Source organism: Rugamonas brunnea (assembly GCF_014042345.1).
GTDB lineage: Bacteria > Pseudomonadota > Gammaproteobacteria > Burkholderiales > Burkholderiaceae_D > Rugamonas > Rugamonas brunnea.
The window spans coordinates 15,110-37,264 of sequence record NZ_JACEZT010000022.1; the positions used below are offsets into that span (position 1 = coordinate 15,110).

Below are 22,155 nucleotides of genomic sequence, written 5' to 3' on the forward strand. Positions count from 1 at the left end.
ACACAATACACGGGCATGGGTATTTCAACAATTGCATGTTGTCAATTTACCTCATGTATTGTCTTGCTGGCATGTCGCCACTAGCGATCGCTGAAGTCCGCCACCTCGTTCGCCGTGGGGGGATTGCAGCCTTCGCGCATGGCGTTCAGGCTGGCGCTGGCGATGGCGCGCCGCAGGGCGGGCCGCAGCGTTTCCTCGCCGGCGTCGGCCAGCGCGGCGGCCGACAGGCTGTCTTGCGCGGCCAGCGCGGCCACCAGGCCGGCCAGGAAGCAGTCGCCGCAGCCGACCGTATCGCGCACCACGATGCCGGACGGCGCGGGCAGGGCGATGGTGGCGTCGCGCGACAGCAGGATGGCGCCGTCGGCGCCCAGCGTCAGCGCGATCAGCTCCACCTGGGGCAGGTCGAGCAGCGTGCGGGCCGCCTCCAGCGGCGGCTGCGCCGTCAGGCCCAGGTGGGCCAGGTCTTCCTCGCTGACCTTGATCAGGTGCGCATGGCGCAGCGCGCGCCGCACGCCGGCCGCGTAGGCGGGCAGGTCGCCGCAGGCCAGCGGGCGCATGTTGGCGTCGATCGAGATCAGCGCGCCGGCTTTGGCGGCGGTGGCCACGATCTCCAGCGTCGCGTCCAGGTCTTCCGGCACCAGCGCCAGGCCGCCCGTGTGGAACAATCGCGTGCCCGCCGGCAGGGCGGCGCGCGCTTGTGCGGGCGTGATGTCGCGGTCGGCCACGCCCTGGCGGTGGAAGGCGTAACTGGGCGATTTGTTCTCGTCCAGCGTGACGATGGCCAGCGAGGTGGGGCGGGCGCTGCGCGCCGGGCTGCCCAGGCGCACGTCGGCTTGTCCCAGCAGGCGCGCGAAGCCGTGGCCGAAGCTGTCCACCGACAGCGGGTTCAGGTAGGTGACCTCCAGCCCCTGGCGCGCGGTGGCCAGCGTGAAGTTGCACACGGCGCCACCGAGCGCGGCGCCAAAGCGGCCGTCCGGCATTTCTATCATGTCCACCAGCGCTTCGCCGTAGGTCACTATCATGGTTGTTCTCCTGCTTGTTTCGTATCGTGTGATGGGGATGAGGGCCGCCGTTCAGCGCGCGGCCGTGTGCAGCAATTTCAAAAACAGTTCGCGGTCGGGCGCGAAGTTGGCGTGCAGCGGCAGCAGCGCGGCGCCGATGGCGCGCGCGTCCGCGCCGATGGCGCCGGCGCGCAGCGCGGGCTGGCGCACGCCTTCCCAGCTGTAGCGGGCCAGCGCCTGCTTGGTCTGTTCCAGCAGCCGCGCCAGCAGGTCGGGGTGGCTGGAGCCGTCGAGCACCACCTCGTCCAGGTCCAGCAGACAGGTGCCGTTGCTGACGGCCAGCGCGATGGCGCGCGCGGCGTCGTCCAGCCACGCTTCCGTGTGGGTCAGCCACGGCTGCTGCAAGGCGCGCGCGTCGTAGGCGGCCGATTCGTCCAGGCCGGCCGCCGCGTACAACTGTTCGAGGCTGAACAGCGAGGCGGTGCTCAGCAACTGCTCGGGCGCGGCGCCCGCGCCGGGCGCCAGTTGCAGCGGCATGGAGCCGAGCGCACCGGCGTTGCCCGACAGGCCGGCGTGCACGCTGCTGTCGAGCACCAGGCCGCCGCCGATGAAGGTGCCGACGAAAATGTACAGATAGCTGCCGATGCTGCGGCCCCGTCCCGCCACCAGTTCGGCCACGCAGGCGGCCATGGTGTCCTTGGCGAACACCACCGGCACGTGGCTGACGGCCTGGATCTCGGCGCGGATGTCGAGCCGTTCCCATTGGCCTGCCTGGGCCGGGGCGCTGCCCAGCAAGGCTTGCCAGCCACCCAGGCCCAGCGGCGCGGCCACGCCGATGCCGGCCAGCCGCGCCGCCCGCAACGGCCCCAGTTGCTTGAGCAGCTCGCGCTGCATGGCGGCGATCTGGCCGAACAGCAGTTGCGGGTCGGGATAGCGGTAGCTGAGGGCGCGCCGTTCGCGCACCGCGCCATGGAAGTCGATCAGCAGCAGGTCCAGGCTGCGCCGGCCGATCTTGATGCCAATGAAGTAGGCGCCGTCGGCGTTGAGCATGATGGGCACGGACGGTTGTCCCACCTTGCCGCGCTGCGGCGCGCGCTTGAGCACCAGCCCCTGTTCCAGCAGGCGGTTGATGATCAGCGAGACGGTCTGCGTGCTCAGGTGCGTGAGGCGGGCCAGGTCGGCCTTGGCCAGGCTGCCATGCAGCCGGATCGCCTGCAGCACCACGCGTTCGTTGAACTGCCCCATGCCGCTCTGGTTGGAGCCGCGCGGACGCAGCCAGATGCTGGCGTCGGACGGCGCGGCGGCGTGGGACAGGTTCATCATGCTGCCTGCGCTCCCGTCAGCACGCCTTTGCGGAACAGGAAGTTGGCGTACGGTTGCAGCTCGCCGGTCTGGACGATCGCATACGCCTGTTTCACCCGCTCATAGAAGGCGAAGCGCTCCACCGCCTCGCACTGCGCGGGCAGCGCGTCGCCGGCCCGCTGGCACAGGCCCAGCATGGCTTGCTGCAGCGGCGTGCGGTAGTCCGCAGGCCTGTCGCAGACGGCCATGAAGTCCACCGGCCGCTCGGCCAGGTCGAGCGGGAACACCGACAGCACGGCGCTGGCGGCGCGCGCCAGGTCCACGCCGGGCAGGCGGATCAGCGGTTTGCCGCGGCCCAGCGAGGCGGCCGTGAAGTTGGCGTCCACCAGCACCACGGCGTCGCCGTGGCCCATCTCGGCCAGCACCTTGAGCAGCTCCGGGCTGAGCAGCGGATCGAGTCCTTTAAGCATGGGCCTGCTCCGGAAGATCGCGCGGGTCCTTGGCGCCCGTCATCACGGCCACCGTGTCGGACATGCTGATGTGCTTGGGATCGACCACGGCCACGCGCTTGCCCAGCCGCTGGATGTGGATACGGTCGGCGATCTCGAACACGTGCGGCATATTGTGGCTGATGAGGATCACGGGCAGGCCGCGGTCGCGCACGCGCCGGATCAGTTCCAGCACCATATTGCCTTCCTTGACGCCCAGCGCGGCCGTCGGCTCGTCGAGGATCACCACGTGCTTGGCGAATGCCGTGCTGCGCGCCACGGCCACGCCCTGGCGCTGGCCGCCCGACAGCGTGCCCACCGCCTGTTTCATGGAGCGGATGCCGATCTTCAGGTCCTGCATGTGGCCCACGGCTTCGGCCAGCATGCGCTTCTTGTCGATCAGGCGCAGCCAGCGGCCCAGCAGGCCGGGGCGCAGGATCTCGCGGCCCAGGAACAGGTTTTCCGCGATGGTCATGGCCGGCGCCACGGCCAGGTCCTGGTACACGGTTTCGATGCCGTGGCGGCGCGCGTCGATCGGGGACTTGAAGCGCACCGGTTCGCCGTCGAGCGTCAACTGGCCTTCGTCCGGGATCACGGCGCCCGACAGGGCCTTGATCAGCGAGGATTTGCCGGCGCCGTTGTCGCCGATCACGGCCAGGATTTCACCGGCGCGCAAGTCGAAGTCGGTGCCGTCCAGGGCGGTCACGCCGCCGTAGCGCTTGACCAGGCCGCGTGCCTGGAAGATGGTCGCGGAGTTGGTTGCGGTCATGATCTCAGCCTTTCTTGTGCGTCAGTTGGTCGGTGGCGACAGCGAGGATCACCAGCACGCCGGTCACGAGGATTTGGTACACGGAGGGCACGCCCATCAGGGTCAGGCCGTTGCGGAACACGCCCACGATCAGCACGCCGACGAAGGTGCCCATGATCGAGCCGCGTCCGCCGAACAGGCTGGTGCCGCCCAGCACCACGGCCGTGATGCTGTCGAGGTTGTCGGTCTGGCCGCCTTGCGGATCGCCCACGCCCATGCGGGCCACGGACAGCATGGCCGCCACGCCGTAGAACAGGCCGGCCATCATGTACACGCCGATCAGCACGCGCGAGGTGGCGATGCCGGTCAGGCGCGCCGCTTCCGGGTTGTTGCCAACCGCGTACAGGTGGCGGCCGGGCGCCGTCTCGCGCAGGAACAGCCAGGTCAGCACGTACAGGGCCAGCATCAGCACGGTGCCGTAGGTGAGGGTGGTCTGGCCCAGGTGCAAGGTGTTGCCGAAGAAGGTCATCGCGTCCGGCAGGCCGGTCACGGTCTGGGCTTGCGAATAAATCTGGGTCACGGCGAAGGCGATGTTCATGGTGCCCAGCGTGACGATGAACGGCGGCAGCTTGATCGAGGTGACCAGCGCGCCATTGAGGTAGCCGATCAGCACGCACACGCCCATGCCGCAGGCCACGGCCAGGTAGGGATGCATGCCGTAGTCGACGGCGAACTTGGTGGCGACCACCGAGCCCAGCGCCATCGCCATGCCGCACGACAGGTCGATGCCGGCGGTCAGGATGATCAGGGTCTGGCCGATGGCGATCACGCCCACCACCATCACCTGTTGCAGGATCAGCGAGAAATTCTGGCCGCTCAGGAAGCGGTCCGATTGGGTGGCGAAGAACAGGCAGGCGGCCAGCAAGGCCAGCAGCGGCCCCAGCACGGTGACCGGCGGCAGTACCTCTTTCAGGCGCAGTGACATGGTTTTTCCCGGGAGGGCAGGGGAGGGGCGGACGGCGGCGGCGGCCACGGAACCCTGGTTCAGATTGCTTTGCATGATATTCCTTTCGGTAGGGTGGGGGCGGCCGTGGCCGCCCGCGATCCTGGACGGCTGACCTTACTTGCCCCAGCAGGCGCTCAGGCCGAAGGCCGTGTCCTGGCTGGGCACGCTGGCCTGCTTCTGGTCCGTGATCAGGGTCACGCCCGTGTCGACGTAGCCGCTCACCTTCTTGCCGGTCTTGGCGTAGGTCATGCCGGCGTCCACGGCCAGGCCGGCCATCTTCAGCGGATACTGCTGCGAGGTGGCCGCGATCACGCCGGCCTTGACGTCGCGCACGCCGGCGCAGCCACCGTCGACCGACACGATCAACACGCCTTTTTCCTTGCCGGCTGCTTTCAGGGCCTTGTAGGCGCCAGCGGCCGCCGGTTCATTGATGGTGTAGACCACATTGATGTCGGGGTTCTTCTGCAGGCAGTTTTCCATCGCCGTCTGGCCCTTGCCCTGGTCGCCGTAGCTGTCGGCCATGCAGACCACGTCCGCGCTCTTGGCCAGGCCGGCCGTCTTGGCATCCACGCCGGGCACGCCGAAGCCGGACAGGAAGCCGTTGTGGCGGGCGATGCCCACCGGGTGGCCGGGGAACAGGTCCAGCGTGGCGATCCTGGCGGGCTTGCCGGCCATGGCGGCCTTGGCGTATTCACCGATCAGCAGGCCGGCCTTGAAGTTATCGGTGGCGAACAGGGCGTCGGTGGCGTTGGCCGGTTCGGCCGGGCTGTCGAGCGCGATCACCATCACGCCGGCGTCGCGCGCCTTCTTGATGGCCGGGACGATGGCCTTGGAATCGTTGGGCGTGATCAGGATGGCCTTGGCGCCGGCCGACACCATGTTCTCGATGGCCGTCACCTGGCCCGCGTTGTCGCCGTCGGCCTTGCCGGCCGCCGTCAGCAGCTTGGCGCCCTGCAGCTTGGCCGCATGTTGCGCGCCTTCCTTCATCTTGACGAAGAAGGGGTTGGTTTCCGTCTTGGTGATCAGGCCGATAACGGGCTCGGCTGCGGCGGCGTAGCCGGCGACGGATGCGATCAAACCCACTGCGATGCAATGCTTGGCGTACATGCTGTCTCCTAAGTGTCTTTTATTGGTTATCCGACCGGGGCGGTCGACGTGGCGCCGGTGGCGCTGATTGAAATATAGGCTGCTTCGATTAATAAATCAATCTATTTTATTTAATCGTGCGGAAGTCGCCTTCGATTGAGGTAACATGGCAACAAAAACAAGGGTCGGCTGTTGTATGGCCGCTGAAATTGCCCAGGAGAACGTGTGGAAACGATCCGTTTCGAACAAGCGCCGGCGCAGCTGCTGGCCATGCTGGCGCCGGGCCGGCGCACCATGCTCGGGCTGGCCGGCGCGCCCGGCGCGGGCAAGTCGACCGTGGCCCAGCGCCTGCTGGAAGCGCTGCCCGGCCGCGCCGTGGTGGTGCCGATGGACGGCTACCACCTGGCCAACACGGAACTGGCGCGGCTGGGACGGGCCGGCCGCAAGGGCGCGCCCGACACTTTCGACAGTGCCGGCTACGTGGCCCTGCTGGCGCGCTTGCGCCAGCGCGCGCCGGGCGAAGTGGTGTACGCGCCCGAATACCGGCGCGAGATCGAGGAGGGCGTGGCGGGCGCCATCGCCGTGCCGCCCGAGATCGAGCTGGTGATCACGGAAGGTAATTACCTGTTGCTGGACCAGGGCCATTGGGCTGGCGTGCGCGCGCAACTGGACGCCATCTGGTACGTCGATGTCGACCATGCGCTGCGGCGCGAACGGCTGGCCGCGCGCCACATGCGCTTTGGCCGCACGGCCGAACAGGCGCGCGATTGGGTGTGGCAGACGGATGAACCGAACGCCGTGCTGGTGGAGGCGAGCAAGGTGCGGGCCGACCTGTTGCTGTGCTGAGCGCAGGTGGCCGGCGGCGGGTTGATACCGCAAGTTGCCAACCCGGGCGCGATGGTGCAGACTCCCTGCTTTGTCAACACAGGCGCACGCGCGCCCAGGAGCCGTTCCCATGCAGCAAACTCCCCCCACCGCCGCCGACGCTGACGAAGCCGTCGCCGACAATCTGCGGCCGCGGGGCTCGAACCAGACCGGCATGCGCCAGTTCAACGAGCGCGTGGTCCTGCAGGCGATCCGCCTGCACGGCAGCCTGCCCAAGGCCGACCTGGCCCGCCTGACCACGCTCAGCACCCAGACCGTGGCCTTGATCATCGCCCGCCTGACCGACGACGACCTGGTGATGAAGCTGGAGCCGCTGCGCGGCAAGATAGGCCAGCCCTCGGTGCCGATCGCGCTCAAGCCGGATGGTGCATTTTCCATCGGCGTCAAGATCGGCCGCCGCAGCCTGGACGTGCTGCTGCTTGATTTCGTCGGCAATGTGCGCAACCGCTATTCGCTGGGCTACCGCTTTCCCGAGCCGGACCAGGTGTTCCGCACCATCGCCGAGCAGGTGCGGCGGATGCAGGCCTCGCTGGCGCCGGAACTGCGCAGCCGCATCCAGGGCATCGGCGTGGCGGCGCCGCTGTCGCTGGGCAGCTGGCGCGAGTTGATCGGCATGGCGCCCGAGGAGGGCGGACGCTGGAACCGGCTCGACATCGCGCGCCAGATCGAAGCCGACACAGGCCTGCCGGTGCGCTTCGCCAAGGACACGGCGGCCGCCTGCGTGGCCGAACTGGTGGCCGGGCGCGGGCGCAGCGTCAAGAGTTTCCTGTACCTGTACATCGACACCTTCATCGGCGGCGGCCTCGTGATCGACAGCCACCTGCACGCCGGCCTGCACGGCAACGCCGGCGCCATCGGTTCCTTGCCAGTGGGGATGGCGGGCGCGGACGCCGGCGCGCCGCCGGCGCAATTGCTGTCCACCGCCTCGCTGCTGGGACTGGAGAATCTGTTCCAGCAGGCGGGCCTTGATCCGCTGGCCGCCTACGACGAGCGGGCCACGCAAGGGGAGTGCGATGAACACAGCACCGTGTGGGTGGCGCAGGCCGCCAACGCGATCGCGATGGCCGTCACCAACGCCAGCTGCCTGCTGGACCTGGAAGGGGTGATCGTGGATGGTTCGTGCAGCCGCGCGCTGCTGGAGCGGCTGATGGCCGGCGTGTCGGCCGCGCTGGCGCGCTACAACTGGGAAGGTGTGCAGCGGCCGCAGATCCAGATGGGCACCATCGGCCCGGATGCGCGCGCGCTCGGGGGCGCGCTGCTGCCGCTGTACGCCAATTTCGCGCCGGACCGCGACCTGTTCCTCAAGCTCGAAGCTTAACGACAGGCCGCAGCCGGCTATCTCACCAAACGCTTACCACCACGCCTCGACCTGCAGGCCGGCCGACAGGCCGCTGGTGTTGCTGCCGTACACAGGGCCGCTGTTGTTGGCCGCGTTGACCAGCGGCGTGGCGGCGCCATTCCATTTGCCGTAGGTGACGAAGGCGCGCAGTTCCGGGCGCGACCAGTAGCTCTCGCCCATGGCGATGGCCGGCGCGAAGGTCAGCTTGGTCAGGCGCGCGGTCTGGCCCGTGCTGTCCTGCTTGAGCGTGGTCACGCCCAGTTCCCCCTGCAGCTTCAGGTTCGGCAGGATCGCATACACGGGACGGACGCCCATGGTGGTCCAGGTGTTGCGCAGCGCCGCGTCGTCGGCCTTGTCCTTCTGGTACAGCGCCGCGAACTCCATGCTGAACTGGCGGGTGGGCTGGATCACCAGGTCGTCCAGCACGCGCACGCGGGTCACGTCCGAGCCGAGCGTGGTGCTGCCCGAGGGACCCATGCGCGAGCAGCAGATGCCGATGCCGGTGCCGGGGCCGCTGCCGTACTGCAGGCCAACCAGGTTGGCGCCGCCCAGCAGCTCCTGCTTGTGGAACACGCCGGCCGCCCAGCCGCCGTGGCTCTGGTCACCCTGGCCTTGCGCGGCGCGGTCGCGGCCCTGGGCCGTGATCAGCGTCAGCGCGATATCGAGCGTGCCGCCCGGATTGGTGGGCAAGCCTTCATACAGCAGGTTCTGGCGCACGGCGGCCGGGGTGTTGACGATGGCGCCGCCGGCACCGGTGGCGTTGGTGTCGTTGTCCTTGAAGACGGCGTAGCTGATGCGGCCCGCGCCCAGCGGGATCTTGTCCAGGCCACCGCCGGTGCCGTTCATGTTGATGTACTGCATATCCAGCATGTGGATGTCGGGACGGTAGTAGTAACGCTTGCCCATCCAGGCCGTGCCGCCGCCCAGGAAGGGCAGGCCTTTCGCCTCCACATAGCCTTTCAGCAGTTGCAGCTTGGCGTCGCGGAAGTCCGAGCCGGGCGAGTAGGCGTTGACCCACAGCGTGCTGACGAAGCTGACGCCGTTGTCGGCCTTGGCGATTTCCTTGGTGTAGCCGAACTCCGTGTACGAATCGCACTCGTTGCCCAGGCGGTAGGACGAGGTCGGGCCGCCCAGCGCGTAGCAGCTTTGCGGGCCGTGGGTGGAACTGCTGCCGGCGCTGGCGCGCAGGTAGCCATGGAAGCCTTCCGTGTCGTTGTAGGAATCGGCATGGGCGCAGCCGCAGGCAATGGCCAGCGCCAAGGGGAGGGCTTTCCGGGTCAGACGGTTCATCTTGTGTCTCCTGATCGTTGTGATTGTTGATACAGCGAGAGCGATTGTGCGGCCGCTTACTAATTAAATCAATTTGTTTTATTTAATTGGATGCGAAATTGCAACACAAAAAGAAACCGGGGTCAGGTCATGCCCTCACGCAAGATGCGCGCATCTTGCGTGAGGGCATGACCTGACCCCGGTTTGCCGGGTTGAAACGCTTACAGGCTGCCGGAGACGTTCAGGCCGATCGTGCGCGGCACCAGGCGGTAGGCTTCCTGGAAGAACTGCACGTTGGGACGCTGGATCACCTTGTTATTGTTGGCCACGTTCTTGGCGAACAGCGACACTTGCCACTTCTCGAAGTTGACGCCGACGCTGGCGTCCACCGTCGCGTAGGCCGGGCGCTGGTAATCGCTGTCGCCGATGTGGGCGGTGCCGTAGCTGGAGCCGGTCCAGTGGGCCGTCAGGCGCGCGAAGCCGTCGGTGGTGCCGGTGATGGTGTAGCGGTACTCGCCGCCCAGCGTGGCGTTGAACTTGGGCGCGCCCGGCACTTTCTGGCCGGCCAGCGAACCGAGGGCTTCGTTGGCGTCCACCAGGTAGGCGTTGGTGTAGCCGGCCGCCAGGTCGATGGTCAGGTCGGGCGTCGGCTTGGCCTTCACTTCCAGTTCCACGCCCGTGCTGCGGGCCTTGCCGGCGTTGGTTTCGTAGTCGAAGGTGCAGCTCAGCGCGCGGTCGACCTGGATGTTCTTCCAGTCGATGTAGTAGGCCGCCGCGTTGATGGCCAGGCGGTTGTTGAGGAAGCGCGACTTGTTGCCCACCTCATAGCTCCACAGCGAGTCGGAACCGAAGCTGGCCGGTGCTTTCGCCAGCCCCAGGCTGTTCAACTCGGCGCCGCAGATCGACAGCGGAATGTCGCGGTTCTGGCCGCCGAGGCGGAAGCCCTTGGCCGCGTTGAAGTACAACATATCGGTCGGGTCCACGTTCCACGATACGGCGAACTTCGGCGTGACCGCATGCGTGCTTTCGTCGTGCGCCTGCTGGATGGTCATGCCCGGCATGGCGGCGAAGTAGTTGGACGCTTCGCGCGCCAGCGAGTCGGTGGCGTACAGGTCGCGCAGGCCGGCCGTCACGCGCAGGTCGGGCGAGAAGTGGTAGCTCGCTTCGCCGAACGCGGCCTTCTGCGTGGTGCGGTAGTGGCGCGCCGTGAAGTAGGCGCTGTCGTTGCTGAACGCGCCCGGGAAGGTGCCCGACATGACGGCCGGGTCTTCCGCGTTCAGGCCGTACTTGGCGAACAGCGCGTTCATGCCCGGCACCGGCTCGTTGTCGTTGACGGTGGTGTGCAGGTTGGAGAAGTAGGCGCCGGCCAGCCAGGTGACGGGCGTGGGGGCCTTGGCGTCGTAGCCCTTGGAGGCCAGGCGGAACTCCTGCGAGAACTGGCGCACCTGGTTGTTCAGGTAGACGTAGGCGGGCGTGACGGCCAGCGTGGACGCCAGGCCGGCCGGCGCGCCCGGTTGCAGCAGGGTGGCCAGGTAGGCGCTGTTGGCCTGGGTGCCGTCCTGGGTGCGATTGAAGTCGCGCTGGTAGAAGCTGGTGACGGATACCAGGTCGGCCTTGCCCAGGTCGTAGTTGATGGTCAGGCTGGGCGTGAACAGCTTGTCCTTGCCTGGCTCCAGCACCGGCTTGCTGACCTGGTACGGTTGCAGCGCGGCGCCGGTCGTTTGCGAGACCGGGTATTCGGTGGGCAGGTCGCCCGTCTTCACTTCCTGGTAGAACAGGGCCGGCGTGACGGTCAGGTCGCGGTTGACGGCCCATTTGAGCGCCATGCGCAGCACGGCGTCATCTTCCGAATTGGTACGGCGGCGCACGGTGGCCAGCGTGTCGGGATCGACCTGCGTGATATAGCCGCTCACGTGGGTGCTCTGCACACCCACGCGCAGCGCCATCTCGTTGGCCACCAGCGGCACGTTGAGCACCGCGTTGACGCTGTGGTTGATGCCGCCGTGCGAGGTGGACGACACTTCGGCCATGGCGCTGTTGTCCATCTTCTTCAGGTCCGGCTGGTTCAGCAGCACTTTCAGCGTGCCGCCCATGGAGCTGGCGCCGTACAGCGTGCCCTGCGGGCCGCGCAGCACTTCGATGCGGTCCACGTCGAAGAACTTCGGCTCCGGGCTACCCAGGCTGTACAGGTTGCGGGTGGTCATGGACACGTCGTCCATGTAGATGCCCACCGTGCCCGAACCGGCCGACGAGGCGATGCCGCGCATCTCGATGTTCGACAGGCCGGGGCCGTTGCCCTGCGTGCCGCCCGAGAACGAGATGTTGGGCACGTTGCGGGTGATATCTTCCAGCCCGGCGATGTGCTGGGCAGCCAGGTCTTCGCCGCGCACCACGGACATGCTGATGGGCACCTTGCTGGCGTCTTCCTTGCGTTTTTGCGCCGTGACCTGGATGGTCTGGATCTGTTCGCTGCGCGCGGCCTTGGCCGGCGTTGCGGCATTTTCGGTGCCGGCGGTGGGCGCTTCCTGCTGGGCCCAGGCGGAGGCGCCCAGGGTGGCGCCGGTGGTGAAGAGGGTGGCGATCGCCAGTTGCAAACGGGTGCGTTGGATTTTCATGTGAGGACAGGGCCGGCGGGCAGTCGCGGCCGCAATATTGGCAAGGGCCGTTATTGTCCTATATTGTTGCGTTGCAGAATTGATTGTATATACAACAATTTTGCGGGAATCGTGGTTTTTTTTGACGCGCCATCCTGTTGCGGGCCAGCGGCCCTCGCGCGCCGGGCGGCTGCCCATGGCGCCCCCCGGCTGCGCTGCTGTCCACGGGGCCGCCCGGCCGCGCGGCGTGCTTACCAGCGCATTTCGCCCTTGGCCACCTTGGCCGAGGTCTCCAGTGCGCCGGCCAGGCCGGCGGCCGGGTAGGCGGCTTTCATGGCGGCGATCAGGCCGGCGGCGTCGGCTGCCTTCGGCGTTTCCGCTTCAAAGCGCTGCAGGTAGGCGCGGGTGTAGGCGATGCTGCCGGGCGTGTAGGCTGCGCCGACCTTGAAGTGGCCGGGCACCACGGTCACCGGCTTCAGCGCTGCTATGGCGTCCAGCGTGGCCAGCCACTGCTGGCGCGAGGCGACGGTCTGGGTATCTGCCGTCCATACGTGCAGGTCGTTGAACAGCACCACGCCGCCCACCACGGCTTGAATCGACGGAATCCACACGTAGCTGCGCTCGGGCGATTTGCCCTGCAAGCCTTCGATCTTCAGCGTCTGGCCTTCGAGCGTGATGGTGTCGCCCTGCAGCGGTTGCGGCATCACGATGGCTTGCGGTGCGTTGTCCTTCAGGATGGGGCCCCAGTAGGCGACTTTGGCGGCGGCCTTTTGCTGCATGGCGGCGATGGTCTGCGGCGTGGCCACGATGCGGGCATCCGGGAAGGCCGCGTGGATCACGTCCAGGCCGAAGTAGAAATCGGGGTCGCCGTGGCTCACGTAAACGGTGGTCAGGCGCTTGCCGCTGGCGCGGATGCGCTCGGCCAGCTTGAGCGCCTCGCCGCGCGAGAACTGGGCGTCGATCAGCACCGCGTCGTGCTGGCCCGCCACCAGCACCGAGGCGACCGGGAAGATGGCCGCTTCGCCCGGGTTGTAGACGTCCAGCGTCAGCGGGGCAGGGGCGGCGGCCGGGGCGGCGGGAACGACGCCGAGGGTGGTGGTGGCAGCGAGGGCGGCGGACAGGATGGTGTGCTTGAACATGATCGTCTTTCTGTGAAAGTGGGAATGACGTCATCTTAAATTGCTTGATTCGATGGAAAAACCGCGTATTCTGCAATGATTAATTGCATAAATCGGACGAATAATGGATCGCATCACCGCCGCCACCGTGTTTGTCAGTATTGTCGAGCGCGGCAGCATGATCGCGGCGGCGGACTCGCTGGACATGTCGCGCGCCATGGTCACGCGCTACCTGGCCGAGATGGAGCAGTGGGCCGGCGCCCGCCTGCTGCACCGGAGCACGCGCCGCCTGAGTCTCACGGATGCGGGCGAAGTGACGCTGGCGCGCTGCCGCCGCATGCTGGAACTGGCCGCCGCCATCGACGCCGCGCCGCCCGACGAACCCGATACGCCACACGGCCTGCTGCGCATCAGCTGTTCGCAGTCGCTGGGGCAGGCCGCACTGGCGTCGGCCGTGCCGGCCTACCTGCGCCGCTATCCGCGCATGAAGGTCGATCTGCTTGTGAACAACCGCGCTGTCAACCTGGTCGAGGAGCGCATCGACCTCGCGCTGCGCATCACCAACGCGCTCGACCCCAACCTGATCGCGCGCCGGCTGGCCAGTTGCGATTCCGTGGTCTGCGCGTCGCCGGCCTATCTGGCGGAGCATGGCACGCCGCACCGCGCCGAGGAGCTGGCCGACCATAACTGTCTTACCTATAGCTATTTCGGCAAGAGCCTGTGGCAGTTCACGCGCGCGGGCGAGGCGTTGTCGGTGCCGGTGGATGGCAACCTGTCGGCCAACGACGAATTCGTGCTGCTGGCGGCCGCCTTGCAGGGGGCGGGCATCGCGCTGCAGCCGACCTACAGCGCGGCGCCGCTGATCGCGTCCGGCCAGCTGGTGGCGCTGCTGCCCGAGTGCGCGCCGCAGCGCATGGGCATCTACGGCATCTACAGTTCGCGCCAGTACCTGCCGCCGGCGCTGCGCGCCATGCTGGACTTCCTGCTGGAGTGGTTCGGCAGCCAGCCGGGCTGGTAGGCCAGGGTGGGCCCAATAAGCGTTAATCTTATGGCCATGTTTCGGCCGCAGCGCGCGTGGATGCGGCCTGCGGGCGAAAAAAAGCCCTTTTTTTCGTGCGCATTTTTCACGCACAAATGGTTGTTGAGATACAATGCCGCGTGCTATCCTGATTGACCGATTTTAGTTCTACCGAAAGAAACAAGAGTCCTTCCCCACAACTTGATGTGCAATCCGCTAACCGGTCAGGCCGTGTCGCGGAAGGTTAGATTAACCCGCTAATCTCGCGAAGCGCGAAGAAAGGTGAGCAATATGATGCAACAATATACGTCCAACTCCTACCTGTTTGGTGGGAACGCGCCGTACGTCGAAGAGCTGTACGAAGCGTATCTCAACAACCCCGGTTCCGTGCCAGACAACTGGCGCGCCTACTTCGACGCCATGCAGCACGTGCCGGCCGTCGATGGTTCCAACAAGCCTGACGTCGCCCACGCCCCCGTCATCTCCTCGTTCGCCGAGCGCGCCAAAGCTGGCCCGATCCGCACCGTGACCGCCTCGGGCGACCCCGAAATGGGCCGCAAGCGCGTCGCCGCGACCCAGCTGATCGCCGCCTACCGCTACCTGGGCTCGCGCTGGGCCAACCTGGACCCGCTGCAGCGCCAGGAACGTCCGATGATCCCCGAGCTGGACCCCAGCTTCTACGGCTTCGCCGACGCGGACATGGACACCGTGTTCAACATCAGCAACACCTACTTCGGTCCTGAAACCGCGACCCTGCGCGACCTGACCAACTTCCTGCGCGACACCTACACCCGTTCCATCGGCGCGGAATACATGTACATCTCCGACCCGGCCGAAAAGCGCTGGCTGCAGGAACGCCTGGAATCGATCCGCTCCACCCCGAATTTCACCGCCGAGAAGAAGCAGCACATCCTCGAGCGCCTGACGGCCGCTGAAGGCCTGGAACGCTACCTGCACACCAAGTACGTCGGCCAGAAGCGCTTCTCGCTGGAAGGCGGCGAGACGTTCATCGCCTCGATCGACGAGATCATCCAGCGCGCCGGCGAAAAGGGCGTGCAGGAAATCGTGATCGGCATGGCCCACCGTGGCCGTCTGAACGTGCTGGTCAACACCCTGGGCAAGAGCCCGAAAGAGCTGTTCGAAGAATTCGAAGGCAAGCATGGCGACGACCTGCCGGCCGGCGACGTGAAATACCACCAGGGCTTCTCGTCCGACATCTCCACCGTCGGCGGCCCGGTCCACCTGTCGCTGGCGTTCAACCCGTCGCACCTGGAAATCGTCAACCCTGTGGTTGAAGGTTCGGTCAAGGCCCGTATGGACCGCCGCGGCGACGCGCAAGGCGCGCAAGTGCTGCCTATCCTGGTGCACGGCGATGCCGCTTTCGCCGGCCAGGGCGTGGTCATGGAAACCCTGAACCTGGCCCAGACCCGCGGCTACGGCACGGGCGGTACGGTGCACATCGTCATCAACAACCAGATCGGTTTCACCACCTCGGACCCGCGCGACGCCCGTTCGACCATCTACTGCTCGGACGTGGTCAAGATGATCGAAGCGCCCGTGCTGCACGTGAACGCCGACGATCCTGAAGCCGTGGTGCTGGCCTCGCAGATCGCGATGGACTACCGCCAGCAGTTCCAGAAGGATATCGTGGTCGATATCATCTGCTACCGCAAACTGGGCCACAACGAGCAGGACACGCCTGCCCTGACCCAGCCGCTGATGTACAAGAAGATCGCCCAGCACCCAGGCACCCGCAAGCTGTACGCGGACAAGCTGGCCGCGCAAGGCGTGATCCCCGCCGACGGCGGCGACAAGATGGTGGCCGCCTACCGCGAAGCGATGGACGCCGGCAAGCACACGATCGACCCGGTCATCTCCAACTTCAAGAACAAGTTCGCCGTTGACTGGCTGCCGTTCCTGAACCGCAAGTGGACCGACTCGGCCGACACCGCCGTGCCGATGACGGAACTGAAGCGCCTGGCCGGCCGTATCACCACCGTGCCAGAAGGCTTCAAGGTGCACTCGCTGGTCGAAAAAGTGCTGGCTGACCGCGCTTCCATGGGCCGTGGTGAACTGAACCTGGACTGGGGCATGGGCGAACACCTGGCCTACGCCTCGCTGGTGTCGTCCGGCTACGCCGTGCGCCTGACCGGCCAGGACGCCGGCCGCGGCACCTTCGTGCACCGCCACGCCGTGCTGCACGACCAGAACCGCGAGCGTTGGGACGCCGGTACCTACGTGCCGCTGCAGAACATCGCCGAAGGCCAGGCGCCATTCACCGTGATCGACTCCGTGCTGTCGGAAGAGGCGGTGCTGGGCTTCGAATACGGCTACTCGACTGCTGAACCGAACACGCTGACGATCTGGGAAGCCCAGTTCGGCGACTTCGTCAACGGCGCCCAAGTGGTGATCGACCAGTTCATCAGCTCCGGCGAAGTGAAGTGGGGCCGCGCTTCGGGTCTGGTCATGATGCTGCCGCACGGTTACGAAGGCCAGGGTCCTGAGCACTCGTCGGCCCGTCCTGAGCGTTTCCTGCAGCTGTGCGCCGACAACAACATGCAAGTGGTGCAGCCGACCACCGCGTCGCAGATCTTCCACGTGCTGCGCCGTCAGATGGTGCGCCAGTTCCGCAAGCCGCTGGTGATCCTGACCCCGAAATCGCTGCTGCGCAACAAGGACGCCGGCACCCCGCTGACCGAACTGTCGAAGGGCGCGTTCCAGACCGTGATCGGCGAGGTGGACGACAAGATCGACGCCAAGAAGGTCAAGCGCGTGATCGCCTGCTCGGGCAAGGTGTACTACGACCTGGTCAACGCCCGCAAGACGCGCGGCCAGACCGATACGGCCATTGTCCGTATCGAGCAGCTGTATCCGTTCCCGCACAAGTCGTTCACGGCTGAACTGAAGAAGTTCCCGAACCTGGCCGAAGTGGTGTGGGCGCAGGACGAGCCGCAGAATCAGGGCCCATGGTTCCAGATTCAGCACAGCATCTTCGAGAGCATGGAAGCAGGCCAGCGCCTGGCCTACGCCGGTCGTCCGGCTTCGGCTTCGCCGGCTGTCGGCTACTACGACAAGCACTACGCCCAGCAAAAAGACCTGCTGGAGACGGCGTTCTCGAAGCTCAAAGGCTTCGTGCTGACCAAGTAATCAAGCACACACACACTGACGGTGCGCCGCGCGGCCCGCAAGGCCGGCCAGCGCGGCGCCGCAACAACAAAATATACGGAGTTTTACATGGCACAAATCGAAGTCAAGGTTCCTCAACTGTCCGAGTCGGTCGCCGAAGCGACCATGCTGACCTGGCATAAGAAAGTCGGCGAGGCAGTGGCCCGCGACGAAAACCTGATCGATATCGAAACCGACAAAGTGGTGCTGGAACTGCCAGCGCCGGGCGCTGGCGTGCTGGTGCAGATCATCAAGGGCGACGGCAGCACCGTCGTCGCCGGCGAAGTGATCGCCATCATCGACACCGAAGGTTCGGCTGCCGCCGCTGCGCCTGCCGCCGCTGCCGCACCAGCCGCCGCACCAGTCGCTGCCCCAGCTGCTGCCGCCAACAAGGGCGACGTGGCCATGCCTGCCGCCGCCAAGATCCTGTCGGAAGCCAACCTGTCGGCCTCGCAAGTGGCCGGCACCGGCAAAGATGGCCGCGTGACCAAGGGCGACGCCCTGGCCGCCGCCGCCAAGCCGGCTCCTGCCGTCGCGCCGCTGGCGCCAGCCGCTGCCAAACCAGCGCTGCAGCAAGTGGCCGTGGCCGCGCCTAACCTGGGCGACCGTCCGGAAGAGCGCGTGCCGATGAGCCGTCTGCGCGCCCGTATCGCCGAGCGTCTGATCCAGTCGCAATCGACCAACGCCATCCTGACCACCTTCAACGAGGTGAACATGGCGCCGGTGATGGACCTGCGTAACAAGTACAAGGACAAGTTCGAGAAAGAGCACGGCGTCAAGCTGGGCTTCATGTCCTTCTTCGTCAAGGCCGCCGTGGCCGCGCTGAAGAAGTACCCGATCCTGAACGCTTCGGTTGACGGCAACGACATCGTCTACCACGGCTACTTCGACATCGGTATCGCCGTCGGTTCGCCACGCGGCCTGGTGGTGCCTATCCTGCGTAATGCGGACCAGATGTCGATCGCCGACATCGAGAAGAAGATCGGCGAATTCGGCGCCAAGGCCAAGGAAGGCAAGCTGACGCTGGACGACCTGACCGGCGGTACGTTCTCGATCTCGAACGGCGGTACCTTCGGCTCCATGCTGTCGACCCCGATCATCAACCCGCCACAATCGGCCATCCTGGGCGTGCACGCGACCAAGGACCGCGCTGTCGTTGAAAACGGTCAGATCGTGATCCGTCCGATGAACTACCTGGCCATGTCGTACGACCACCGTATCATCGACGGCCGCGAAGCCGTGCTGGGCCTGGTGGCCATGAAGGAAGCGCTGGAAGATCCAGCCCGCCTGCTGCTGGAACTGTAATCCCCCGCGTTTCGCCAGTCCAAAGGGTCTGACCCGTACGGGTCAGACCCTGGTTTGAAGCACGACTAGCCCGAAAGGCCGCCATGAACGTATCCGAAGAAATCAAGCGCCTGCACGAGCTGCACCAGGCGGGCGCCTTGTCCGACGAGGAATTCGCCCAGGCCAAGGCCAGGCTGCTGAACGCCAGTCCGCCCCCGCGCGACGGCGCCGACGTCGACCTGCCGGGCGAATTGAACCGCCTGCGCCGCTCGCGCAGCGACCGCTGGCTCGGTGGCGTGTGCGGCGGCCTGGCCAAGGCGTCGGGCATGGAATCGTGGGTGTGGCGCCTGATCTTTGCGCTGTTCACGGTGTCCTTCGGCTTCGGACTGGTGGTCTACCTACTGTTATGGATCTTCGTCCCGGACGAGGAACTGATTGGGAATTGAGAAAAATATGAGCACTAAACAATTTGACGTCGTCGTGATTGGCGCCGGTCCTGGCGGTTACATCGCCGCCATCCGCGCAGCGCAGCTGGGCTTCTCCGTGGCCTGCGTGGACGCATGGGAAAACGCCAAGGGCGGCCCCGCTCCAGGCGGCACCTGCACCAACGTCGGCTGCATCCCGTCCAAGGCGCTGCTGCAATCGTCCGAGCACTACGAGCACGCCGGCCATGCCTTCAAGGAGCACGGCATCGACGTCGCCGGCCTGTCGCTGAACCTGGGCCAGATGATCAAGCGCAAGGACACCGTCGTCAAGCAGAACAACGACGGCATCCTGTTCCTGTTCAAGAAGAACAAGGTCTCCTTCTTCCACGGCCGCGCCTCGTTCGGCGGCGCCGCCACGGCAGACGGCTATCCTATCGTCGTCTCGGCACCGGCCAATGAGACCATCAACGCCAAGCAGGTCATCATCGCCACCGGATCCAACGCCCGCGAACTGCCAGGCGCACCGTTCGACGAGAAACTGATCCTGTCGAACACCGGCGCGCTGAACATCGACGCCGTCCCGGCCAAGCTGGGCGTGATCGGCGCCGGCGTGATCGGCCTGGAAATGGGCTCCGTGTGGCGCCGTCTGGGCTCCGAAGTGACCGTGCTGGAAGGCCTGCCTGTGTTCCTGGGCGCCGTCGACGAGCAGATCGCCAAGGAAGCGGGCAAGCTGTTCGCCAAGCAGGGCCTGTCGATCAACCTGGGCTGCAAGATCGGCAAGATCAGCACCGGCAAGAACAACGTCACCGTGGAATACGAGAACGCCAAGGGCGAAGCCCAGAGCGCCGTGTTCGACAAGCTGATCGTCTCGATCGGCCGCACCCCCAACACCAACGGCCTGGGCGCCGACAAGGTCGGCCTGCAGCTCGACGAGCGCGGCTTCGTGGCCGTGGACGGCGACTGCAAGACCAACCTGCCGGGCGTGTGGGCGGTGGGCGACGTGGTGCGCGGCCCGATGCTGGCGCACAAGGCCGAGGAAGAGGGCGTTGCCGTGGCCGAGCGTATCGCCGGCCAGCACGGTCACACCAACTTCAACACCATCCCCTGGGTCATCTACACCTCGCCGGAAATCGCGTGGGTGGGCAAGACCGAGCAGCAGCTGAAGGCCGAAGGCGTGGCCTACAAGGCCGGCACCTTCCCGTTCCTGGCCAACGGCCGCGCGCGCGCGCTGGGCGACACTTCGGGCATGGTCAAGTTCCTTGCTGATGCGACCACCGACGAAATCCTGGGCGTGCACATCATCGGCCCAATGGCATCCGAGCTGATCTCGGAAGCCGTGGTGGCGATGGAGTTCAAGGCCTCGGCGGAAGACATCGCACGCATCTGCCACGCGCACCCATCGCTGTCGGAAGCGACCAAGGAAGCGGCGCTGGCCATTGACAAGCGTACCCTGAACTTCTAAAGCAGTACGCGGCGGGCCCACGTCCGTCCTACCGGGTACAGGTAGGGCGGGCGCAGGCCCGCCGTTTTTTTTGCGCAGCCGTCGCACACTGAAGTGAATGTCATGAACGTCCTAGAGTTTTACCAGCACGCGCTGGAGCAGCGCGATTTCAAGGCCGACCCGGAGCAGCGCCGTGCCGTCGACCGCCTGCAACGTTGCTACGACGAGTGGGTGGCCTACAAGGGCCAGCGCTCGAACAGCCTGAAACGGTTCATCAACCGCCCCGAGGTGCCGCGCGGCGTGTACATGTGGGGCGGGGTGGGGCGCGGCAAGTCCTTCCTGATGGACAGCTTCTATTCGGTGGTGCCGGTGGTGCGCAAGACCCGTTTGCACTTCCATGAATTCATGCGCGGCGTGCACCGCCAGCTCGATGAGCTGAAAGGCGTGGCCGATCCGCTCAACGAGGTGGCGCGCCGCGTGGCCAAGAAATACCGTTTGATCTGCTTCGACGAGTTCCACATATCGGACGTGGCCGACGCCATGATCATGTACAACCTGTTGTCGGCCCTGTTCGACAACGGCGTCACGTTCATCATGACCTCCAATTACGACCCGCAGCTGCTGTACCCGGACGGCCTGCACCGCGACCGCATCCTGCCCACCATCCGCCTGCTGTACGACAAGCTGGACGTGATGAACATCGACGCCGGCATCGACTACCGCGGCCGCGCGCTGGAGCAGGTGCAGTCCTACTACACGCCGCTGGGCGCGGCCACCGACGAGGCGCTGCGCGAAGCGTACGCCAGCGTGGCCGAATCGGCCGACGAAGACCCGGTGGTGCGCATCGAGAGCCGCGAAATCCGCGCCCTGCGCCGCGCCGGCACCACCATCTGGTTCGATTTCGCCACCCTGTGCGGCGGTCCCCGTTCGCAGAACGATTACCTGGAAATCGCCAGCCGCTTCCATACCGTGATATTGTCCGGGATTCCCATGATGTCGGCGGCCATGTCTTCCGAGGCGCGCCGCTTCACCTGGCTGATCGACGTGTTCTACGATCAGAAGGTCAAGCTGCTGATGTCGGCCGAGGTGGAGCCGGAGGAGTTGTACACGACCGGCACGCTGGCCAACGAGTTCCACCGCACCGTCTCGCGCATCGTCGAGATGCAGTCGCGCGACTACATGGACAAGCAACAGCGCGGCGCAGCCGACGCGCTGGCATGATCCAACACGCGTAAACGGAACTGAAACTGAACATGACACCCACCACTTCCCTGAAGCTGGCGTTGCTGCTGCCCCTGTTGGGCGCGGCCTTACTGGCGCCAGCCCGGGCCCAGACCATAGGCCAGGCGCCGCAAGGTGCGCCGCGCGTGCCGGCCACCCATTCGGTCGAGCAGGCCGACGCCACGCTGGCCCAGGTGGCGCGCGACCGCGCCGCCGTGCATGCGCGCTATGCGCAGGACGAGCAAGTCTGCTACGGCAAGTTCTTCGTCAACCGCTGCCTGGACCAGGCGCGCGAAAAACGGCGCGCGGCCTTGGCCGACTTGCGCGCGGTGGAAGTGGAAGCCAGTCATTTCAAGCGCCAGGATTCGGTCGACAAGCGCGACGCCGACCTGGCCGAGCGGGCCCGCAAGGATGCCGAAGACCAGGCCGCGCGGGCTGCCCAGCCGCGCGTGGTCAAGACCCCGGCGGCGGCCGACGACAAGCCAGTGGCCGCGCCCAAGGCCGGCCCCACGCTGGCCGAACGCCAGGCCGAGCATGACGCGCGCGAGCAGCGTCGGCAGGCCGAGGAAGCCGCCGGCGCCGCCCGGCGCGCCGCCAACGTGGCCGCCTATGAGCGCAAGCAGCAGGAATCGGCCGAGCGCAAGGCGGCCATCGCCAAGAAAAAGCAGGAGGCAGGCGCCAAGCGCGCGGCGCGCGAGGAAGCCGAGCGCAAGAAGGCCGAAGCCGCGAGGGCCGCAGCCGCCTCGGCGCTCAAACAGTAACCGG

Annotated in this window: 18 protein-coding genes; 9 read left to right on the top strand and 9 right to left on the bottom strand. The window is 66.4% G+C overall.

What is annotated here, in order from left to right:
• Nucleotides 1–80 precede the first annotated feature (80 nt).
• The 6 genes from H3H37_RS23190 to H3H37_RS23215 form a co-directional block, all read right to left on the bottom strand.
• Nucleotides 81–1,022, bottom strand: a complete 942-nt coding sequence (locus H3H37_RS23190; RefSeq protein ID WP_182166971.1) for a PfkB family carbohydrate kinase — start codon at nt 1,020–1,022, stop codon at nt 81–83.
• Between the two features lie 51 nt (nt 1,023–1,073).
• Nucleotides 1,074–2,324 carry an ROK family transcriptional regulator gene (locus H3H37_RS23195; RefSeq protein ID WP_229218998.1) on the bottom strand — a complete coding sequence of 417 codons (1,251 nt, stop codon included), beginning with the start codon at nt 2,322–2,324 and terminating at the stop codon, nt 1,074–1,076.
• A complete protein-coding gene (locus H3H37_RS23200) occupies nt 2,321–2,773 on the bottom strand; it encodes an RbsD/FucU family protein (protein WP_182166973.1) in 453 nt (150 codons plus the stop codon). The genes H3H37_RS23195 and H3H37_RS23200 overlap by 4 nt, the downstream gene beginning before the upstream one ends.
• Nucleotides 2,766–3,560 carry an ATP-binding cassette domain-containing protein gene (locus tag H3H37_RS23205; RefSeq protein WP_182166975.1) on the bottom strand — a complete coding sequence of 265 codons (795 nt, stop codon included), beginning with the start codon at nt 3,558–3,560 and terminating at the stop codon, nt 2,766–2,768. Before H3H37_RS23205 ends, H3H37_RS23200 begins: the two co-directional genes overlap by 8 nt.
• Before the next feature lie 4 nt (nt 3,561–3,564).
• Nucleotides 3,565–4,524 (bottom strand): ABC transporter permease, encoded by a 960-nt coding sequence (locus H3H37_RS23210; protein ID WP_182167034.1) that lies wholly within the window; start codon nt 4,522–4,524, stop codon nt 3,565–3,567.
• A gap of 135 nt (nt 4,525–4,659) precedes the next feature.
• Complete coding sequence (locus H3H37_RS23215) at nt 4,660–5,652, bottom strand: sugar ABC transporter substrate-binding protein (RefSeq protein ID WP_182166977.1); 993 nt, start codon at nt 5,650–5,652, stop codon at nt 4,660–4,662.
• A 204-nt stretch (nt 5,653–5,856) separates the two neighbouring features.
• On the opposite strand from H3H37_RS23215, the gene H3H37_RS23220 reads away from it, so the two are divergent.
• Together H3H37_RS23220 and H3H37_RS23225 are read left to right on the top strand one after the other, a co-directional pair.
• Nucleotides 5,857–6,477: a nucleoside/nucleotide kinase family protein gene (locus tag H3H37_RS23220; protein ID WP_311197580.1), complete on the top strand. Its 621-nt coding sequence runs from the start codon at nt 5,857–5,859 to the stop codon at nt 6,475–6,477.
• A gap of 109 nt (nt 6,478–6,586) precedes the next feature.
• Entirely contained in the window at nt 6,587–7,834 is a 1,248-nt protein-coding gene (locus tag H3H37_RS23225; RefSeq protein ID WP_182166979.1) for an ROK family protein, read from the top strand.
• Between the two features lie 33 nt (nt 7,835–7,867).
• Here H3H37_RS23225 and H3H37_RS23230 read toward each other — a convergent pair whose 3' ends face one another.
• The 3 genes from H3H37_RS23230 to H3H37_RS23240 all read right to left on the bottom strand — a co-directional run bounded on the left by H3H37_RS23230 (nt 7,868) and on the right by H3H37_RS23240 (nt 12,857).
• A complete protein-coding gene (locus H3H37_RS23230; RefSeq protein ID WP_182166981.1) occupies nt 7,868–9,145 on the bottom strand; it encodes a maltoporin in 1,278 nt (425 codons plus the stop codon).
• Between the two features lie 200 nt (nt 9,146–9,345).
• Nucleotides 9,346–11,739 carry a TonB-dependent receptor gene (locus H3H37_RS23235; RefSeq protein ID WP_182166983.1) on the bottom strand — a complete coding sequence of 798 codons (2,394 nt, stop codon included), beginning with the start codon at nt 11,737–11,739 and terminating at the stop codon, nt 9,346–9,348.
• A 230-nt stretch (nt 11,740–11,969) separates the two neighbouring features.
• Entirely contained in the window at nt 11,970–12,857 is an 888-nt protein-coding gene (locus tag H3H37_RS23240; RefSeq protein WP_182166985.1) for an MBL fold metallo-hydrolase, read from the bottom strand.
• 103 nt (nt 12,858–12,960) lie between these two features.
• On the opposite strand from H3H37_RS23240, the gene H3H37_RS23245 reads away from it, so the two are divergent.
• The 7 genes from H3H37_RS23245 (at nt 12,961) to H3H37_RS23275 (ending at nt 22,151) form a co-directional block, all read left to right on the top strand.
• A complete protein-coding gene (locus H3H37_RS23245) occupies nt 12,961–13,854 on the top strand; it encodes a LysR family transcriptional regulator (RefSeq protein WP_182166987.1) in 894 nt (297 codons plus the stop codon).
• Between the two features lie 291 nt (nt 13,855–14,145).
• The gene (locus H3H37_RS23250; protein WP_182166989.1) at nt 14,146–17,001 is read left to right on the top strand and encodes a 2-oxoglutarate dehydrogenase E1 component; all 2,856 of its coding nucleotides are present in this window, start codon (nt 14,146–14,148) and stop codon (nt 16,999–17,001) included.
• 87 nt (nt 17,002–17,088) lie between these two features.
• Nucleotides 17,089–18,324 carry a 2-oxoglutarate dehydrogenase complex dihydrolipoyllysine-residue succinyltransferase gene (gene odhB, locus H3H37_RS23255; RefSeq protein ID WP_182166991.1) on the top strand — a complete coding sequence of 412 codons (1,236 nt, stop codon included), beginning with the start codon at nt 17,089–17,091 and terminating at the stop codon, nt 18,322–18,324.
• 83 nt (nt 18,325–18,407) lie between these two features.
• A complete protein-coding gene (locus H3H37_RS23260) occupies nt 18,408–18,749 on the top strand; it encodes a PspC domain-containing protein (RefSeq protein WP_182166992.1) in 342 nt (113 codons plus the stop codon).
• Between the two features lie 7 nt (nt 18,750–18,756).
• Nucleotides 18,757–20,190 carry a dihydrolipoyl dehydrogenase gene (gene lpdA / locus H3H37_RS23265; RefSeq protein WP_182166994.1) on the top strand — a complete coding sequence of 478 codons (1,434 nt, stop codon included), beginning with the start codon at nt 18,757–18,759 and terminating at the stop codon, nt 20,188–20,190.
• Nucleotides 20,191–20,292: 102 nt separating this feature from the next.
• Nucleotides 20,293–21,390, top strand: coding sequence for a cell division protein ZapE (gene zapE / locus H3H37_RS23270; protein ID WP_182166996.1), 1,098 nt, complete (start codon nt 20,293–20,295; stop codon nt 21,388–21,390).
• A gap of 32 nt (nt 21,391–21,422) precedes the next feature.
• A complete protein-coding gene (locus H3H37_RS23275) occupies nt 21,423–22,151 on the top strand; it encodes a hypothetical protein (protein WP_182166998.1) in 729 nt (242 codons plus the stop codon).
• Nucleotides 22,152–22,155 lie beyond the last annotated feature (4 nt).

Excerpts from the sequence above, each read along its gene's own strand:
- H3H37_RS23190 (WP_182166971.1), bottom strand. The coding sequence starts at position 1,022 with ATGATAGTGACCTACGGCGAAGCGCTGGTGGACATGATAGAAATGCCG.
- H3H37_RS23195 (WP_229218998.1), bottom strand. The coding sequence starts at position 2,324 with ATGATGAACCTGTCCCACGCCGCCGCGCCGTCCGACGCCAGCATCTGG.
- H3H37_RS23200 (WP_182166973.1), bottom strand. The coding sequence starts at position 2,773 with ATGCTTAAAGGACTCGATCCGCTGCTCAGCCCGGAGCTGCTCAAGGTG.
- H3H37_RS23205 (WP_182166975.1), bottom strand. The coding sequence starts at position 3,560 with ATGACCGCAACCAACTCCGCGACCATCTTCCAGGCACGCGGCCTGGTC.
- H3H37_RS23210 (WP_182167034.1), bottom strand. The coding sequence starts at position 4,524 with ATGTCACTGCGCCTGAAAGAGGTACTGCCGCCGGTCACCGTGCTGGGG.
- H3H37_RS23215 (WP_182166977.1), bottom strand. The coding sequence starts at position 5,652 with ATGTACGCCAAGCATTGCATCGCAGTGGGTTTGATCGCATCCGTCGCC.
- H3H37_RS23225 (WP_182166979.1), top strand. The coding sequence starts at position 6,587 with ATGCAGCAAACTCCCCCCACCGCCGCCGACGCTGACGAAGCCGTCGCC.
- H3H37_RS23230 (WP_182166981.1), bottom strand. The coding sequence starts at position 9,145 with ATGAACCGTCTGACCCGGAAAGCCCTCCCCTTGGCGCTGGCCATTGCC.
- H3H37_RS23235 (WP_182166983.1), bottom strand. The coding sequence starts at position 11,739 with ATGAAAATCCAACGCACCCGTTTGCAACTGGCGATCGCCACCCTCTTC.
- H3H37_RS23240 (WP_182166985.1), bottom strand. The coding sequence starts at position 12,857 with ATGTTCAAGCACACCATCCTGTCCGCCGCCCTCGCTGCCACCACCACC.
- H3H37_RS23245 (WP_182166987.1), top strand. The coding sequence starts at position 12,961 with ATGGATCGCATCACCGCCGCCACCGTGTTTGTCAGTATTGTCGAGCGC.
- H3H37_RS23250 (WP_182166989.1), top strand. The coding sequence starts at position 14,146 with ATGATGCAACAATATACGTCCAACTCCTACCTGTTTGGTGGGAACGCG.
- odhB (WP_182166991.1), top strand. The coding sequence starts at position 17,089 with ATGGCACAAATCGAAGTCAAGGTTCCTCAACTGTCCGAGTCGGTCGCC.
- H3H37_RS23260 (WP_182166992.1), top strand. The coding sequence starts at position 18,408 with ATGAACGTATCCGAAGAAATCAAGCGCCTGCACGAGCTGCACCAGGCG.
- lpdA (WP_182166994.1), top strand. The coding sequence starts at position 18,757 with ATGAGCACTAAACAATTTGACGTCGTCGTGATTGGCGCCGGTCCTGGC.
- zapE (WP_182166996.1), top strand. The coding sequence starts at position 20,293 with ATGAACGTCCTAGAGTTTTACCAGCACGCGCTGGAGCAGCGCGATTTC.
- H3H37_RS23275 (WP_182166998.1), top strand. The coding sequence starts at position 21,423 with ATGACACCCACCACTTCCCTGAAGCTGGCGTTGCTGCTGCCCCTGTTG.